Source organism: Streptomyces sp. NPDC001717, from assembly GCF_042892775.1.
In the GTDB taxonomy this organism is placed as follows: Bacteria; Actinomycetota; Actinomycetes; order Streptomycetales; family Streptomycetaceae; genus Streptomyces.
In genome coordinates this window covers 1-16,527 of the sequence record NZ_JBIAUK010000005.1, presented here as the reverse complement: position 1 = coordinate 16,527, position 16,527 = coordinate 1, and the positions used below count along the sequence as shown (strand labels likewise).

Annotated in this window: 16 protein-coding genes and 1 riboswitch; of the genes, 8 read left to right on the top strand and 8 right to left on the bottom strand. The window is 72.4% G+C overall.

The window, feature by feature from the left end; translation table 11 throughout:
* Positions 1 to 449 precede the first annotated feature (449 nt).
* The 3 genes from ACFYZL_RS11380 to ACFYZL_RS11370 are packed head-to-tail and all read right to left on the bottom strand — an operon-like array spanning position 450 to position 3,992.
* On the bottom strand, positions 450 to 1,100 hold the full coding sequence (locus tag ACFYZL_RS11380; protein WP_384593987.1) for a TetR/AcrR family transcriptional regulator: 651 nt from the start codon (positions 1,098 to 1,100) through the stop codon (positions 450 to 452).
* A gap of 14 nt (positions 1,101 to 1,114) precedes the next feature.
* Positions 1,115 to 3,202, bottom strand: coding sequence for a YhgE/Pip family protein (locus ACFYZL_RS11375; RefSeq protein ID WP_388678200.1), 2,088 nt, complete (start codon positions 3,200 to 3,202; stop codon positions 1,115 to 1,117).
* Complete coding sequence (locus ACFYZL_RS11370) at positions 3,174 to 3,992, bottom strand: ATP-binding cassette domain-containing protein (RefSeq protein ID WP_388678197.1); 819 nt, start codon at positions 3,990 to 3,992, stop codon at positions 3,174 to 3,176. The genes ACFYZL_RS11375 and ACFYZL_RS11370 overlap by 29 nt, the downstream gene beginning before the upstream one ends.
* A 192-nt stretch (positions 3,993 to 4,184) precedes the next feature.
* On the opposite strand from ACFYZL_RS11370, the gene ACFYZL_RS11365 reads away from it, so the two are divergent.
* The 5 genes from ACFYZL_RS11365 (at position 4,185) to ACFYZL_RS11345 (ending at position 8,442) form a co-directional block, all read left to right on the top strand.
* Positions 4,185 to 4,679, top strand: a complete 495-nt coding sequence (locus ACFYZL_RS11365; RefSeq protein ID WP_384757461.1) for an SAV_6107 family HEPN domain-containing protein — start codon at positions 4,185 to 4,187, stop codon at positions 4,677 to 4,679.
* An 89-nt stretch (positions 4,680 to 4,768) separates the two neighbouring features.
* Positions 4,769 to 5,527, top strand: a complete 759-nt coding sequence (locus tag ACFYZL_RS11360; protein ID WP_384757464.1) for a methyltransferase — start codon at positions 4,769 to 4,771, stop codon at positions 5,525 to 5,527.
* A gap of 274 nt (positions 5,528 to 5,801) precedes the next feature.
* Positions 5,802 to 6,203, top strand: a complete 402-nt coding sequence (locus ACFYZL_RS11355; RefSeq protein ID WP_384593973.1) for a DUF3040 domain-containing protein — start codon at positions 5,802 to 5,804, stop codon at positions 6,201 to 6,203.
* A gap of 149 nt (positions 6,204 to 6,352) precedes the next feature.
* Positions 6,353 to 6,982 (top strand): DUF4126 domain-containing protein, encoded by a 630-nt coding sequence (locus tag ACFYZL_RS11350; protein ID WP_384757467.1) that lies wholly within the window; start codon positions 6,353 to 6,355, stop codon positions 6,980 to 6,982.
* Positions 6,983 to 7,005: 23 nt separating this feature from the next.
* A complete protein-coding gene (locus ACFYZL_RS11345; protein WP_384757470.1) occupies positions 7,006 to 8,442 on the top strand; it encodes a phytoene desaturase family protein in 1,437 nt (478 codons plus the stop codon).
* Between the two features lie 21 nt (positions 8,443 to 8,463).
* Here the strand turns inward: ACFYZL_RS11345 and ACFYZL_RS11340 are convergent, their stop codons facing one another.
* The 5 genes from ACFYZL_RS11340 to ACFYZL_RS11320 all read right to left on the bottom strand — a co-directional run bounded on the left by ACFYZL_RS11340 (position 8,464) and on the right by ACFYZL_RS11320 (position 12,865).
* Positions 8,464 to 9,345 (bottom strand): hypothetical protein, encoded by an 882-nt coding sequence (locus tag ACFYZL_RS11340; protein WP_384757471.1) that lies wholly within the window; start codon positions 9,343 to 9,345, stop codon positions 8,464 to 8,466.
* A gap of 42 nt (positions 9,346 to 9,387) precedes the next feature.
* Complete coding sequence (gene metF / locus ACFYZL_RS11335) at positions 9,388 to 10,302, bottom strand: methylenetetrahydrofolate reductase [NAD(P)H] (RefSeq protein WP_384757474.1); 915 nt, start codon at positions 10,300 to 10,302, stop codon at positions 9,388 to 9,390.
* Positions 10,303 to 10,381: 79 nt separating this feature from the next.
* On the bottom strand, positions 10,382 to 11,023 hold the full coding sequence (gene thiE, locus ACFYZL_RS11330; protein WP_384757477.1) for a thiamine phosphate synthase: 642 nt from the start codon (positions 11,021 to 11,023) through the stop codon (positions 10,382 to 10,384).
* A gap of 83 nt (positions 11,024 to 11,106) precedes the next feature.
* Positions 11,107 to 11,472: an Rv2175c family DNA-binding protein gene (locus ACFYZL_RS11325; RefSeq protein WP_384593954.1), complete on the bottom strand. Its 366-nt coding sequence runs from the start codon at positions 11,470 to 11,472 to the stop codon at positions 11,107 to 11,109.
* Between the two features lie 160 nt (positions 11,473 to 11,632).
* Positions 11,633 to 12,865, bottom strand: coding sequence for an NAD(P)/FAD-dependent oxidoreductase (locus ACFYZL_RS11320; protein WP_388678189.1), 1,233 nt, complete (start codon positions 12,863 to 12,865; stop codon positions 11,633 to 11,635).
* Between the two features lie 81 nt (positions 12,866 to 12,946).
* A riboswitch (TPP riboswitch) is annotated at positions 12,947 to 13,058 on the top strand.
* On the opposite strand from ACFYZL_RS11320, the gene thiO reads away from it, so the two are divergent.
* From thiO to ACFYZL_RS11305, 3 genes are all read left to right on the top strand, one after another.
* On the top strand, positions 13,056 to 14,297 hold the full coding sequence (thiO, locus tag ACFYZL_RS11315) for a glycine oxidase ThiO (RefSeq protein WP_388678186.1): 1,242 nt from the start codon (positions 13,056 to 13,058) through the stop codon (positions 14,295 to 14,297). It overlaps the preceding riboswitch by 3 nt.
* Positions 14,294 to 14,494 carry a sulfur carrier protein ThiS gene (gene thiS / locus ACFYZL_RS11310; protein WP_384593944.1) on the top strand — a complete coding sequence of 67 codons (201 nt, stop codon included), beginning with the start codon at positions 14,294 to 14,296 and terminating at the stop codon, positions 14,492 to 14,494. The genes thiO and thiS overlap by 4 nt, the downstream gene beginning before the upstream one ends.
* A gap of 5 nt (positions 14,495 to 14,499) precedes the next feature.
* Positions 14,500 to 15,294 (top strand): thiazole synthase, encoded by a 795-nt coding sequence (locus tag ACFYZL_RS11305; RefSeq protein ID WP_388678182.1) that lies wholly within the window; start codon positions 14,500 to 14,502, stop codon positions 15,292 to 15,294.
* Positions 15,295 to 16,527: the final 1,233 nt, after the last annotated feature.

The following is a 16,527-nucleotide window of genomic DNA, read 5'->3' as shown; positions in this document are numbered from 1 at the left end:
CCCGCCCCCCCCCCCGCCCCCCGCCCCCCCGGCCCCCCCCCCCCCCCCCCCCCCGCCCCCGCCCCCCCCCCCCCCCCCGCCGGCCCCCCCCCCCCCCCCGCCGGCGTTTGAGGCGCGGGGGTTCGGGGGCGGAGCCCCCGACAACGGCGCCGCACCCGGCAACGGAACCCGCGAATGGGAAACGGCGAGGCTCGATCCCCCCGAGCCCCGCCGTTTCCGCCCCACACCCCCGCAACCGGACCGGGAGGCACCCGACCCGCTCCGCAGCCCCGTGTCGGCGGTGCGGGCCGGGTCTCCCGTCCGTTGTCCCCAGTCTGGCGTCCGCGCAGGTGGGGGCCCATCCGCGCGCCTACTCATATCCGCGTCTAGGTACGGATACTCAGCCGCCGCAGCGGGACCCCACCAGTTCTACGGGCTCCCCGCCCGGCGCGGACACCGCCGACCGGGGGTCAGTGTCCGCTGACCCGCCCGCGCAGCAGCAGTGACAGTGCCGAGTGGACGTCGTCCAGGGACCTCTCGCGCTGGAAGGACTGCCAGTCCAGCGCCGCCACCAGCACCATCCCGACCAGTGCCGCCGCCGTCAGCGGCACGTCGATCTCCGCGCTCAGCTCACCCCGCTCGACGCCCTCCGCCAGCACCTTCTCCACGACGGCCACCGCCTCCTGGCGGACCACCATCAGCGTGGACTGCCAGGTCCGGTTGGTCCGCCACAGCTCGGCGACGTACAGCTGCGTGAAGGCCGGGTAGCGGTCGATGAACACGAGACCGGCCCGGATCATGCCGTCGAGGGCCTCGACCCGCGTGCCGCCCCGCGCCTCGGTGGTCTCGGCGGCTTCCCGCAGGGACGCGGTCAGCAGTCCGACGCCGTGCCGCAGCAGCTCCTCGAAGAGGTCGTTCTTGCTGGCGAAGTTGTAGTAGACGGTGCCCTTCGCCACGCCGGCCCGCTCCGCGATCTCCTCGACCGTGGTCGCGGAGAAGCCCTGCTCCGCGATGAGCGTCACGGCCGCCTCGTAGAGCTTCTGCCGCGTGGCCTGCCGTCGGCCGCCCGCGCTGGTACCGGTGGTGCTGCCGGTGCTGCTTTCCATGGCGCTGATTCTCACAGGTCAACCGCTCCCTACAGGCTCAGTTCGGGGTGCAGCCGGTCCATCGTCCACACCTGCTTGCCGCGCGCGGCGAGCGCGGTGAGCGCGAGGGCGCCCACCGTGAAGGCGAGCAGGACCCCGCAGCCCTGCCAGACCGCGGTGAGCGGTCCGCCGCTGATCAGGTGGCGCAGGCTCTCGACGATGTACGACATCGGCAGGTACGGGTGGATCGCGTTGAAGAAGCCGGGGCTGGTCTGCACCGGGTAGGTGCCGCCCGCCGAGGTCAGCTGGAGCATCAGCACGGCGAGGACGAGGATCCGTCCGGCCGCCCCGAACTTGGCGTTGAGCCACTGCACGATCGCCGCGAAGCAGCCCGTGACCAGCATCAGGAAGCCGATGGTGAGGGCCGGGTGGGCCATCTCCAGGCCGAGTCCGAAGTGCAGTACGGACATCAGGGCGCCCACCTGTGCCGCGCCGAGTCCCGCCACGGGCAGCCAGCCGGCGAGGGCGATCCGCCAGGGCGAGGCTCCGGCGGCCAGGGCCCGCTTGTTGAGCGGGGCGATCAGCATGTAGGCGACCATCGCGCCGACCCAGAGGGAGAGCGGGATGAAGTAGGGGGCGAAGCCGGTGCCGTAGTTGGGCGCCTTGTGCAGGGACTGGTTGGCGAGCCGGACGGGGTCGGCCATGACCTCGGTGCGGGCGTCGCGCTGCTGCTCGTCGTAGTCGGGGATCTTGTCGACGCCCTCGTGGAGGCCGCCGGCGAGTTCGCCGGTGCCGTCGACGAGCTTGTACATGCCGCCGCTGAGGCTGTGCGCGCCGTCGCCGATCTTGCCGACCCCCTCGCCGATGGCGGCGGAGCCGTCGGTGGCCTTGCCCAGGCCCTCGTGGAGCTGGGCCATGCCGGTGGCGACCTTGTGGGCGCCGTCGTTGAGGGCCTTGATGTCGGCGACCGCCTGGTCGAGCTTGCCCGCGAGGCCGGGGGCGCCCGCGGCCAGCTTGCGGGCCTGCTTCTCCAGGTCGGTGAGCTGCCTCCGCAGGGCGGCCAGGTCCCCGCCGGAGTCCTTGACCAGGCTGTCGACGTCACCGGTGAGCCGGGCGGCCTCGGCGGTGGTGTCCTTCAGCTTCTTCATGTCGGCGCACGTGGCGGGCAGCGGCTTGGGCGCCGAGCCGGTGCAGGTGCGGGCGTAGGTGTCGGCGGCCAGGGTGGCGGCCTGCTTGCTGACCCTGGCGGCTGCCGGGGCCTTCTTGCCGAAGGTTTCGAGGTGGTTGTTGACGACCTGTGCGGTGTCCGCGACGAGCAGGGCCGTGTCGGCGAGCTGCTTGGGGTTGTCGAGGTAGGGGCGGACCTGGGAGGCGGTGCCGCCCACCTTGTCCGCGACCTGCTGGGTGCCGGCGGCGACGTCCTTCGTGCCCTTCGCCAGCTTGGCGGAGGCCTCGTTGAGCTTCCTCAGCCCGCCGGTCAGCTCGCCGTTCTTCTCCTCGACGGTGTCGAGTCCGGCGGCGATCTCCTTGGCGCCTTCCTGGGCCTTGCCCGCGCCGTCCTTGAGCTTGTCGGCGCCGTCGGCGGCCTGCGCGGTCTTGTCGTGCAGGTCGGAGAAGGAGACGAAGATCTTGTCGAGGAAGCCGCGGGAGGCGTTGGTGGACGCCGCCGAGCGGACCTCGGAGAAGACGGTCCGGGAGATCGAGCCGACGATGTAGTTGTTGGCGTCGTTGGTGCGGACCTGGAGGGCCCCGGTGGTGGGGTCCTGGCCGGAGCTGGAGGCGATCTTCTGGCTGAAGTCCGCGGGCATGGTGAGGGACAGGTAGTACGTCCCGTTCTCCAGGCCCTTGGCGGCTTCCTCGGGGCTGACCTCGCGCCAGTCGAAGGTCTTGCTGTCGTGGAGCTTCTTGGTGATCTCGCCGCCGGCGTCGATGTGCTTGCCGTCGACGGTGGCGCCCTTGTCGGAGTTGACGAGGGCGACGGGCACCTTGTCGAGGCGGCTGTACGGGTCCCAGAACGACCAGAGGTACAGGGCTCCGTAGAGCAGCGGCAGCAGGAGCAGCGCGACGAGAGCGGCCCGGGGCAGCTTCCCCCGCCCGAACCGCTTCAGCTCAAGCGCGGCCAGCTTCGGCGAGCGCATCGTCCGCCCCCTTCGTGTCTTCGTTGTCGGTGTCGGTGCCGGTCTCGGCGGTGACGGCCTCGGTGGTGGCGGCCTCCGGGGTGGCGACCGCCGGGGTGGCGGCGGTCCGCAGGACCATCGCGTCGGCCGGGGCCTCGCTGCACACCGCGAGGACGGTGGTGCCCGCGGCGGCGATCCGGCGGAGCATGGCCCAGGCCTCGTCGCGTTCGGCGTCCGAGAGCTTCAGGTCTAGGTCGTCCAGGGCCAGCAGTCGCGGCTCGCCGAGCAGGGCGATGGCCACGGACAGCCGTACGGCCTCCAGTCGTTCCAGGTCCCGTACGGAGGTCCGCCCGCCCTTCGGCAGCGTGTCGAGGTCCAGTCCGGCGGCGGCGAGCGCGGCGTCGATGCGGCCCGCGGTCGCGGCGCTGCGCTCGTCGCGGGGGCGCAGCAGTGCACGGACGGAACCCTCGTAGCGGCGCTGGAGCAGGGCGCCCTCGCGCAGTTGCTCGGCGACGGTGAGGGCCTGGTCGAGCTCGTTGACCCCGGTGACGGGGCCGAGGGCGGCGGTCTTGCGGACCGCGGTCATCCGCTTCGGCAGCCGGTGGCCCCCGACTTCGGCGTGGCCCTCGGTGGCCTTCATCCGTCCGGTGAGGGCGAGGAGCAGGCAGGTGCGGCCGCTGCCGGAGGGACCTTCGACCGCGATGAGCGAGCCGGGCGCCGCGTCGACGCCGATTCCCCGGAAGGCCCATCCTCGCGGGCCCTTGAGTCCGAAGTTCTCGGCTTTGACGGCCGCGCCGTGCGGGCTGTCCACGCCGTCCCCCCTTCTTTTTGAACTGACCGGTCAGTTCAAAAACTAGCACCCCTTTCCGCATCACGCGCGCAGGAGGGGGCAGTTGCCCTGTCCGCGAGCGCAAAACAGCAGGTCAGCGGGATTGTCAGTGGCGCCCGTCACGATGGGGACCAGGCAGCAACACACGTGCAAGGCATCGACAGGAGGTTCGTCATGGCCACACCGTCCCCGTCCCCTGTCCATCCCGTCCCGCGCAAGTCGACGGCCGATCCGTCCGCGCTCGACCTGCTCGAAAAGGCCCGCGCCGGCCTGGCCGAGGCGGCGCGGCTGACCCGACCCAACGAGCGGTACGCCACCGCCCACCTGGCCGCGCTGCGCACCGCCGCGGCCGTGCTCGCCGCGCGCGGGCGGCCGGAGCCGGTCAACCCGCGGCGCCGGCCCCGGATCCGCAGCGCGTGGGAGGTGCTCCCGGAGATGGCGCCGGAGCTCGCCGAGTGGAGCGCGCTCTTCGCCTCGGGCGCGGCCCGCCGGGCCCGGGCCGAGGCGGGGATAGCGGGCGCGGCGAGCCCCCGCGAGGCGGACGATCTGGTGCGCTCCGCCTCGATGTTCCTGCGCCTGGTGGAACGGATGCTCGCCCTCCGGCCACTGGCGCAGACCCTCCCGGGGCCCTTGCCGGGACCTCGTCCGGAGCGTCCGGACGCGGGATGAGCTGCCGGACTGCACGAGGCAATAGGGTGGGACCGGGTGGGGCACTGACGGCCCACCCGATTCCCTAGCGCGCCGAGGAGCCATCAGCCGTGTCGGACAATTCCCGCCCCCGCGCCTCCCTTCGCACCGCCGTGGTGTGGGAGGTCCTCAAGGAGGCACTCGACCGCCGGGTGAAGGCGACCGGGCGGGATGTGCTGGACGTGCTCGACACCGGTGGCGGTACCGGCAAGTTCGCGGTGCCGGTGGCCCTCCTGGGCCACCGGGTCACCGTGGTCGACCCCAGCCCGAACGCGCTGTTCGGGCTGGAGCGCCGGGTCTCCGAGGCGGGTCTCTCCGACCTGGTCCGCGGCGTCCAGGGCGATGCCCAGGGCCTGTTGGAGGTCGTCGAGCAGGGCGCGTACGACGTGGTCCTCTGCCACGGCGTGCTGGAGTACGTCGACGACGCGGCCGAGGGCGTGGCGAACGCGGTGGCCGCCCTGCGCCCCGGCGGCACGCTCAGCCTGCTCGCCGCCGGAGTCGGCGGGGCCGTGCTCGCCCGCGCGCTGGCCGGCCACTTCACGGAGGCCCGCACCGCCCTCACCGACCCGGCCGGCCGCTGGGGCTCCGGCGACCCGGTGCCGCGCCGCTTCACCGCCGAACAGCTTTCCGAGCTGGTCGGCGGGGCAGGCCTGGACGTCGGCTCGGTCCACGGCGTGCGGATCTTCGCCGACCTCGTCCCGGGCGTCCTGGTGGACACCGAGCCGGGTGCCGTCGAGGCTCTGCTCCGCCTGGAGGAAGCCGCCGCGGAGCTCCCCGCCTTCCACGCCGTCGCCACTCAGCTGCACGTACTGGGCGAGAAGCAGGGCTGATCTGCGATCTTCCTCGCATGGAGTCGGCCACACACCCTCCGCCACGACGCTCGGCCCCGTATGATCGGGTAACCGAACGGCATGGCGGACGGATCATTGGGGAATAAGCGCCTCAGTGGCCGCTCACATGGCCGGACGGATATGCAGTTCTTTCCGGCAGTGCATTTTTAGGAACGTGGCATAGAGGGCGGGTATCACGGGGGCGGTTCCCCGCCTATCCTGAAGGGGACCCCTGGTCGCTACCCCCCGCGACCGACGGATGAGGAGGACTCCCGTGCCGCTCTCGGAGCACGAGCAGCGAATGCTCGAGCAGATGGAGCGAGCGCTGTACGCCGAAGATCCCAAGTTCGCGACAGCGCTTGAGGGAAGCGGACTGCGTACGTACACCCGGCGACGGGTCTACCAGGCAGTCGCAGGCATTGTGGTGGGTATCGCGCTCCTCATGACCGGTGTGATCATTCCGAACGTGCTCTGGATCAGCGTGGTGGGCTTCCTCGTCATGCTGGGATGCACGGTTCTCGTGGTCACCGGTTGGCGCAAGGCACCCAAGCCTGGCGAGCAGCCCGTCTCCGGCAGTGCAGGCGGTTCGGCCCATGGCCGGGGCCGCCAGCGTCGGTCGATGATGACCCGCATCGAGGAACGGTGGCAGCGCCGCCGTGACGAGCAGGGGCAGTAGCACCACCGGCCCCGGAATCAACGTGAACGAGGGGACGGCCGCCGCCCGGTGGCCGTCCCCTCGCCGTTGTGCCTCCCGTCACCGTCCCGCTCCCCGATTCCGCACGCGATCGACACCCGTTCGGCCCCCGACTGCGGCATGATGATCGCGTGAATGTGCTCCCCCTGGTCTTCACCAGCGGCTGGGCCAGTGGGGTCAACGCGTACGCCGTGGTCCTCCTGCTCGGCATCTTCGGCGCGACCGGCATGACCGACGAGGTCCCCGCTTCGCTGCAACGCACCGACGTCATGATCGTCGCCGGCGTGCTGTTCCTCTGCGAGGCGGTCGCCGACAAGATCCCGTACGTGGACTCGGTATGGGACTCGGTCCACACCGTGATCCGCCCCGTGTCCGGTGCGGTGGTGGGTGCCCTGCTGGCGGGCCAGAGCGGTTCGCTCTCCGACATCGCCGCCGGCGCCATCGGCGGCTCCACCGCGCTGATCAGCCACTTCATCAAGGCCGGCACCCGGATGGCGATCAACACCTCGCCGGAGCCGTTCAGCAACATCCTGGTGAGCACGGCCGAGGACCTCGGCGTGGCCGGCATCGTCACCTTCGCGATCTTCCACCCGGGGGCCGCCGCGACCATCGTGGCCGTCATGCTCGCCGCCGGTCTGGCCCTGCTGGTCTTCCTCTGGACCAAGATCCGCCGCTTCCTGCGCCGGCGCGCCCAGCGCCGCGAGGAGAAGCGCATGGGCCCCGGGGCCCGTGAGACCGCCGGGGCCCCGCCGTACCGCTGACCGGGCTCGATAGGCTCGGCCGCATGGCACGAATTGCGGTGATCGGCGCCGGGATGGGCGCGATGGCGACGGCGGCCCGGCTGGCCGTGGCGGGACACCGGGTGACGGTGTACGAGCGCGGGACCACCTACGGCGGTGCGCTCGGCAGGTACGAGCGCGACGGCTTCGCCTTCGACACCGGCCCCGGACTGCTGCACCTGCCCGCCGTCTACCGCGACCTGTTCGTGAAGACCGGCAAGCGGTCCCTGGAGGACTGCGTGGACACCGTCCAGGTGGACCCGGCCATCCGGCACGTCCTCCCCCACCACGGCATCGACGTCACCCTGCCGGGCGCCTCGCGCGGCGGGGTCGCCGCCGCCCTCGACACCGCCTTCGGCCCGGGTGCCGGCGAGCGCTGGAACGACGTGCTGGGCCGCGCCCGGGACGCCTGGGACGCCACCCGCCGCCCGCTCCTGGAGGAGCCGCTGCGCGCGGGCGAGGCCCGGCGGACGCTGGGCGGCGACCCGTACCCCGCCCTGCGCAGGAGCGGCCTGCTGCGCCGCCGCACCCCGACCCTCGCCGAGGTGGCCGACCGGGAGCTGGGCGGCGCGCTCGGGCAACTGCTGACCGGCCTGGTCCGCACGTACGGGATCGACCCCGCCACCGCGCCCGCCTCCGCGGCCGTGCTCCCGTACATGGAGCAGACCTTCGGCAGCTGGTACGTGCGCGGCGGCATGCGGGCGCTGGCCACCGCCGTGTACGAGCGCTGCCTGGAGCGGAAGGTCGCCTTCGTCTTCGGCGCCGAGGTGCGGGAGGTGCTCGCGTCCGGCGGCCGGGCGTCCGGGCTGCTGCTGGCCGACGGCACCGAGGTGGAGGCCGATTCCGTGGTCTGCGGGATCGACCCGCGACAGTTGCCGGCCCGGTCCCTGCCCTGGCCCCCGGAGGCGGTCCCCGCCCGTGGCGAGGGGGTGCCGAGCCGGATCACCCTGCTGCTCGCGCTGCGCGGGGCCCGCCCCGCCGACGCCGTCCACCGCACCCTGGTCCACGGCACACCGGGTGGGGCTCCCGGTCCGGACGTCACCGTGATGCGCCCCGACGACCCCGCCACCCGTCCCGACGCGGACCACGAGGCGGTCACCGTGAGCGCCGTGTGCGGCTCCCGGGTCCCTGCGGACGGGGAACTCCTGGAACTCGCCGAGAAGGCCGTTCCAGGGCTGCGGGAGCGCCTGCTGTGGCAGGAGGTGCGAACCCCCGCCGACATCGAGGCGGCGACGGGCGCGGTCGGCGGCGCGGTGCCCCCGCCCGCGCTCGCGGGGGCCGGGGGCCGGCTGCTCCACCCGGCCAACACCACGGCCGTGCCCGGCCTGTACCTGGCGGGCGGCTGGGCGCATCCGGGTGGCGGGCTGCCGCACGCCGGGATGACCGGGGCCCTGGTGGCCGGGCTGATCGTGGAGGGCGCGGAGTTCCGCGGCTCGCAGTGAGCCGCGGGGTCCGTCGGTGGGTCAGTAGCGGTACTGCTCGTACTCGCCGGTGCCCTGGGAGGGGTACGGGTAGCCCTGCTGCTGGTCCTCCGCCGGGTACGGCTGCCCGTACGCGTCGGTGGTCCGCTGCTGCGGGACCCAGACCCCGCCGGGCGGGGTGTCCATGGAGTACTGCTGCTGCGTCTGGTCGCCGTAGGGGGCGTAGCCGGCGGCGTACGGGTCGACGCCGGGCGGGACCGACCCGCCGGTGCCGATGTACGGGTCCGAGTAGGCGGCGTACACCTGCTGCTCGCCACCCGTGTAGCCGTTGGAGTAGTCGTAGCCCTGGCCGCCCTGGGACTGCGAGGGGTCGTAGTACGCGGCGTACTGGTGGGCGTCCTGCTCGGCCGTGGTGAACGGCGAGGCGAAGGCCGCCGTCTGCGCGGCGTCCTGGTCGGGCCGGCCGGGTGCGAAGCTCTGGATCCCGTAGGACCCCGTGTCCTCGGGCACCGGCTCCGGGCTGTAGACCTCCGGGGACTCGGGACGGTCCCGGCCGTCGCCGCGGTCGTCGCCCTGGCCCTCATACTCCAGCCCGGTGACCTGGAGGGAGGGTTCCTTCTTCGCCGCCGCGCCGGAGCGGCGCCGCCCGGTCTTCCGTACGGGTTCCCCGCCGCGGCGCAGCGCCCAGCCGGCCACGAAGCCCTTGCGGAACGAGAGCGTGACGAGGGTCTGCCCCGCGGCGAACATGGCCGCGCCGACGCCGATGACCAGCACCGACGGCAGCACCACCCCGGCGACCACGCCGAGGAACCCGGCGAAGGCGAGCAGGCGCCAGCGGAGCCGGGCCTTGTACTGCATCAGGACCTCGGCGAGCAGCCACAACGCGACGATGCCGAACGCGATGTAGAGGACCGTCATACCCATGCGTGGCCCCTCTCGGTACGGCCGCCCATGGCGTACGGCCGATCAGGCCCGCTGGTGCAGGCCCAGGTTCTCGTAGATTTCGAGAGTCGCCGTGGAATTGTTCAGCGTGATGAAGTGCAGTCCCGGTACACCCTCGGACAGCAGCCGCGCGCAGAACTCCGTGGCGAACTCGATGCCAATGGAGCGTACAGCGGCCGCGTCGTCCTTGACCGCGAGCATGCGCTCTTTCACGTCCGCAGGGAAGACCGCGTTGGTGAGCTGGGGCAGTCGGTCGAACTGCTTGATGCCCACAACAGGCATGATCTCGGGGATGATCGGGGTCTCGCAGCCCGCCTTTTCGACGCTGTCGCGCAGCCGCAGATAATTCTCCGGGTCGAAGAACATCTGCGTGATGGCGTAGTCGGCGCCGGCGCGGCACTTGTCCACGAAGTGCCGGATGTCCGTGTCCCAGTCGGACGAACGCGGGTGCATCTCGGGGAAGGCCGCGACGCCCACGCAGAAGTCCCCGGACTCCTTGACGAGTCGGACGAGGTCGGCGGCGTAGTGCACGCCCTCGGGGTGCGCCACCCACTCGCCCATCGGGTCGCCCGGCGGGTCCCCGCGCAGGACGAGCATGTTGCGGATGCCGGCGTCGGCGAACTGGCCGATGACGTGGCGCAGCTCGGCGACCGAGTGGTCGACCGCCGTGAGGTGCGCGACGGGGGTCAGGGTGGTGTCCGAGGCGATCTGCTCGGTGGCCCGCACGGTGCCGCCGCGGGTGGAGCCGCCGGCCCCGTAGGTGACGGAGACGAAGCTGGGGGCGACCGCCTCGACCCGGCGCAGCGCGTTCCAGAGGTTGCGTTCGCCCTTCTCGGTCTTCGGCGCCCAGAACTCGAAGGAGTAGGAGTGCCCGGACGCGAGGAGATCCCGGACCGTGTGTGCACGGTCCGACCAGGTGGAAGCGGTACCAAAGGCCATACGGGCAGGTTAGACGTGGCATGGCGCAGCCCGAAGCGGTGTCCGTCTTTTGGACACCTTTTTGGACACCTCGTCGGGGCTATTGGCCGATGCGGGCCCTTACGCGCTTGGCCAGCTCGGCGGCGGCCGCGCCCGGGTCGGAGGCTTCGGTGATCGCGCGGACGACCACGACGCGGGTGGCTCCGGCGTCCAGCACCTCGTCCAGGTTCGAGGCGTCGATGCCGCCGATGGCGAACCAGGGCCGGTCCTGCTCCAGCGAGGCCGCGTACCGGACGAGCCCGAGGCCGGGGGCGTAGCGGCCGGGCTTGGTGGGGGTGGGCCAGCAGGGGCCGGTGCAGAAGTAGTCCACGCCGGGCTCCGCGACGGCCGCGTCGACCTCGGACTCCGCGTGGCAGGAACGGCCGATCAGCACGCCCTCGCCGAGAATGGCGCGGGCGGCGGGGACGGGGATGTCCCCCTGGCCGAGGTGCAGGACGTCGGAGCCGATGGCGTGGGCGACGTCGGCGCGGTCGTTCACGGCGAGGAGCTTGCCGTGCCGGCGGGCGGCCTCGGCGAACACCCGCAGGTGCTCGAGCTCTTCCCCGGCCTCCATGCCCTTGTCCCGGAGCTGGACGATGTCCACGCCTCCGGCGAGCACGGCGTCCAGGAACTCGGGGAGGTCACCCTGCTTCTTCCGGGCGTCCGTGCACAGGTAGAGCCGGGCGTCGGACAGCTGCTGCATGGGTGTACCCCCCGTGGTGGAGCGCGGTGCACGGGCACGGAGGCCCGCGCACCGCGGTGTTTCAGTGGTTCGGACGAATCGACTCAGAGGGCGAGCGCCTGCGCCCGGCGCTTGACCTCCGTGCCACGATTCTCGCTCAGCGCCTGCGCGGGGGTGCCGGGCAGGGTCGGATCCGGAGTGAACATCCACTCCAGGATCTCCTCGTCGGAGAAGCCGTCGTCGCGGAGCACCGTCAGCAGGCCGACCAGGCCCTTGACGACCTTGTCGCCGTCGATGAACGGCGCGGGCACCTGGAGGGAGCGGTTCTCGCCGCGGCGCACGGCGACCAGCTGACCTTCCTTGACCATCTGGCGGACCCGGGTCACCTCGATGTCGAGCATCTCCGCGATGTCGGGGAGGTACAGCCAGGAGGGGACTAGGGCATCGATCTTTGCGTCAATCTCGGTCACACCCCAAGCCTGCCATCTCGACTCCGCCGCCGGTACCTGACCCACCCCGTCCGGGTAGCGCCCCGGCCCCGCCGCCTTCCAGCCCCGCCGGCGTTCGAGGCGCGGGGCCCGGGGCGGAGCCCCGGCCCCGCCGACCCGACCGACCCGGCCGGTCACGCGGCTACACGGCGGCGACGGCCGACTTCAGCGGAACCCCCGGGTCGGAGACCTTCGCGGGGTCGACCGTCGCCCCCGTCTCGATCAGCCGCCGCCCCTGCGCAAGATCCCGCGGCCTCCCCACGGCGAGCACCGCGACCAGCACCCCGCCCCTCAGCCAGCACACCGACCACGCCTCCCCGGCCGGGTCCCCCCGCCACAGCAGCTCGTCCGCCCCTCCGTGGTGCCCGGCGTACTGCACGAAGCGCCCGAACTGCTCCGACCAGAAGTACGGGACCGGGTCGTACACCTCACCCGGTTCCCCACCCCCCGCCAGGATGTTCGCCGCGACCGCCCGCGGCCCCTGCAGCGCGTTGTCCCAGTGGTGCACCAGCAGCCGCGCCCCGTACCGCCCCGAGGGGAACGACGCGCAGTCGCCGACCGCGTAGACCCCCGGCAGGGAGGTACGCAGGTGCTCGTCCGCGGTGACCGACCCGTCCGGCCCGAGCTCCACCCCGGTCCCGGCCAGCCACCCGGTGGCGGGGCGGGCGCCGATGCCGACCACCACCGCCCCGGCCGGCAGCTCGCGGCCGTCCTCCAGCAGCACCCGCCCCGCCTCGACCCCGGCGACCCTCGCGCCGGTGACCAGCTCGGCGCCCGCCTCCGCGTACCAGCGCCCCATCGGTGCGGCGACCTCCTCGGGCAGCGCCCCCGCCAGCACCCGCTCGGCGGCCTCGACCACCGTCACCGCGCAGCCCGCCTCCCGGGCCGCGGTGGCGAACTCGGCGCCGATCCAGCCCGCCCCGACGACCACGACCGACGGGGCCTCGGCCAGGACCGGCCGCAGCCGGGCCGCGTCGTCGAGGGTGCGCAGCAGGTGGACGCCGGGAACGCCCTCGGTCCCCGGCAGGGTCAGCGGCTCGGCTCCGGTGGCCAGCACGAGGACCTCGTACGGGACCGGGCCGGCCTCGGTGTCCAGTTCCCGCTCGCCGGCCCGCAGCCCCGTGACCTCGGTGCCGAGCCTGAGCTCGATGCCGAGTCCCTCGAAGTCCACGTCGAAGGCGGAGTCCTCGGCCTTGCCGAGCAGGACCGCCTTGGAGAGCGGGGGCCGGTCGTAGGGCTGGTGCGGTTCGGCCCCCAGCAGGGTCACGGGGCCGGCGTAGCCCTGCTCCCGCAGGGCCACCGCGGTCTGCACACCGGCCATTCCGGCGCCGACGATCACGACGCCGCTCTGATTCTTCTCCGTCTGCTCACTCACCCGGCCACCCTAATCATCTGACGTCCCGTCAGGAATAGGTGCCGCCTTACCCGCCGTCGACGGCCGGGATAGTCTGGCCACCGTACCTATCGCGGGAGTCCGGCGCACCGGGCTGAGAGGGAGGCTGGACGGCCTCCGACCGTACGAACCTGATCCGGGTCATGCCGGCGAAGGGAGGGGCTGGACGCCCATGTTTTCATCTCGGAATCGAACAGGACTCGAAACGGGATCCGAAACGGGACCCGGAACAGGGTCCAGAACCGGATCCGGAACCGGAACGGTATCCGACGTCCTCGTCATCGGCGGCGGGATCATCGGCCTGGTCACCGCCTGGCGGGCCGCCCAGCGCGGCCTGCGCACCGTCCTCGCCGACCCCGCCCCCGGCGGCGGCGCCGCCCAGGTCGCGGCCGGCATGCTCGCCCCCGTCACCGAACTGCACTACGGCGAGGAGTCCCTGCTGGGCCTCGGCCTCGCCTCCGCCGAGCGCTATCCGCAGTTCGCCGCCGAACTCGCCGAGGCCAGCGGCGGCATGGACATCGGCTACCGCGCCTGCGGCACCCTCGCCGTCGCCCTCGACTCCGACGACCGCCTCCACCTGCGGGAACTCCATGCCCTGCAGCGTCGCTGCGGCCTGGAGTCGGAATGGCTCACCGGCCGCGAGTGCCGCCGCCTGGAGCCCATGCTCGCCCCCGGCGTCCGCGGCGGCCTGCGCGTGGACGGCGACCACCAGGTCGACCCGCGCCGGCTCGCGGCCGCCCTGCTGGCCGCCTGCGAGCGGTCCGGGGTGATCGTCCACCGGGCGAACGCGGAACGGCTCGTGGTCACCGCCGACCGCGCGGCCGGCGCCGTACTGGACGACGGTACGGAGCTGCGCGCGAACCAGGTGGTCCTGGCCGCCGGCTCCCTCAGCTGCAAGCTGCCCGGCGTGCCGCCGGAGGCGGCCGTACCCGTCCGACCGGTCAAGGGCCAGGTACTGCGCCTGTCCGTCCCTCCCACCTACGCGCCGTTCCTCTCCCGGACCGTACGGGCCGTCGTACGCGGCAGCCACGTCTACCTGGTGCCGCGCGAGAACGGGGAACTCGTCCTCGGCGCCACCAGCGAGGAACTCGGCTGGGACACCACCGTCACCGCCGGCGGGGTCTACGAACTCCTCCGCGACGCCCACGAGCTGGTACCCGGCATCACCGAACTCCCCCTCGTCGAGACCAAGGCCGGCCTGCGCCCCGGCTCCCCCGACAACGCCCCGCTGCTCGGCCCCACCGAGCTGCCGGGCCTGCACCTGGCCACCGGCCACTACCGCAACGGGGTCCTCCTCACCCCCCTCACCGGCGACGTACTCGCGGAGCTGCTGACCACCGGCGAACTCCCGCCGATCGCCCGCCCCTTCTCCCCCCGCCGGTTCTCCGCCGCACGTCAGGAGTCCTACGCATGACCATCTCCGTCAACGGCGAGCCGCGCGAGATCGCGGCCGGCACCACCCTCGACTCGGTGGTCGCCACCCTCACCACCGCCCCCTCCGGCGTCGCGGCCGCCCTCAACGAGACCGTCGTCCCACGCGGCCAGTGGCCGGCCACGGCGCTGGGCGAAGGCGACCGGGTCGAGATCCTCACCGCGGTCCAGGGAGGCTGAGCGACATGGCGGACGACCTCTTCACCCTCGGCGGCCGGACCTTCTCCTCCCGCCTGATCATGGGCACGGGCGGGGCCCCGAGCCTGGACATCCTGGAGCGCGCACTGGTCGCCTCCGGCACGGAACTCACGACCGTCGCGATGCGCCGCCTGGACCCGACCGTCCAGGGATCCGTCCTCTCCGTCCTCACCAAGCTCGGCATCGCGGTCCTGCCCAACACGGCGGGCTGCTTCACGGCGGGCGAGGCCGTCCTGACGGCGCGCCTCGCCCGCGAGGCGCTGGGCACGGACTGGATCAAACTGGAGGTCGTCGCGGACGAGCGGACCCTCCTCCCGGACGGGGTCGAACTCCTCGACGCGGCCGAGATCCTGGTCGACGAGGGCTTCACCGTCCTCCCGTACACCAACGACGACCCGGTGCTCGCCCGCAAGCTGGAGGACGTGGGCTGCGCGGCGATCATGCCGCTCGGCTCCCCGATCGGCTCGGGCATGGGCATCCGCAACCCGCACAACTTCGAGCTGATCACCGAACGGGCGGGTGTCCCGGTCATCCTCGACGCCGGGGCCGGCACGGCCTCGGACGTGGCCCTCGCCATGGAACTCGGCTGCGACGCGGTGATGCTCGCCTCGGCGGTCACCCGCGCCCAGTCCCCCGCCCTGATGGCGGCGGCCATGCGCGACGCGGTCTCGGCCGGCCGCCTCGCGCACCGCGCGGGCCGCATCCCCCAACGCCGCTTCGCGGAAGCCTCGTCCCCCACGGAGGGACGCGCCGCCTTGGACCCGGAGCGGCCGGCGTTCTGAGGGGCGGGGCGGGGGCGGGGCGGGGGCGGGGTTTGTCGGTGCCCCGGTCGGTCGGCGCCGTAAAGGGTTGGGGCTTTCCCGTCGGTCCCACTGTCCTTCCGCGTCGGGCCGCCCCGTCAAGGGCGCTCCTCCTTCGTCGTCGCGTCGCTGCGCGATCGCCTGCGGCGACCCTTGACAGACCGACCCGCCACGGAAAGACAAGGACCAACGGGAAACCCCCAAAAGAACGGGCCGGGAGGAACAGCAACGACCAGCCGGGACAGGAATGTCCGACCCGGCTCCGCGCCGGCAGGCTCCCCACATGTCGACCAAAAGAGCCCCAGCCGCAGGAAGGGCGCGTCACATCGCTACGCGCTCCTCACGGCTCAGCGTCCGCAGCCCGTCTGTGGCTGATCTCGCCGCAGATCGCTACGCGCTTCTCACCGCCGGCGTCTGCGACCGACCAGGGGATGACTCATTTCCGTATGAGGCGGTCCGGACTGGATGGATCCACCACCCGGCCCGGACCGTCAGGTCAATTTCTGTTTTCCATAACCGCCTCACCAGTCCCAGTCATGGTGATGTTTGTGGTGGTTGTGGTGGTGGTTGTTGTTGTTGTAGCAAACGCCCCACCCCCAAGCCCAGCCCCAGTCCCAGTCCCAGCCGTGGCGGTCGCGGTTTCGATAGCAGTAGCCCCAGCCCCAGCCGTGATCACCGCTACTGACAGCCGTAGCGGTTACGGTTTTGGCGTGCGCCGTCGCCGGCGCGGCGAATGCACTGGACGGCAGCAAAGCGCCTGCTGCCACCAGAGCGCTCGAGGCGGTAAGGACGGCGAGACGCTGTACACGGGATGCCCGAGTCATGAGAATTCACCTCCGTCGAGATAGGGGGAAAGAGATGGCCGAATGGCCTACCCAGTTCTCAATTAGGGCCAGGTGAGCGTGTCGCGTCATGCCCCTGATTTTCGTGACTTGACAGTTCGCGAAAATCGTCCGTGTCGAGACATCGGCTCCAGACGGCCGCTGGACGCCGTCAAGGAGAAGCGCGTGGCGATCTGGGGCGAGATCAGCCCCAGACGGACCGCAGACGCTGAAACGTGAGGAGCGCGTAGCGATCTGGGGCGCCCTTCCTGCGGCTGGGGCTCTTGTGGTCGACATTTGGGAGCCTGCCGGCGCGGAGCCGGGTCGGACATTCCTGTCCCGGCTGGTCGTTGCTGTTCCTCCCGGCCCGTTCTTTTGGGGGTTTCCCGTTGGT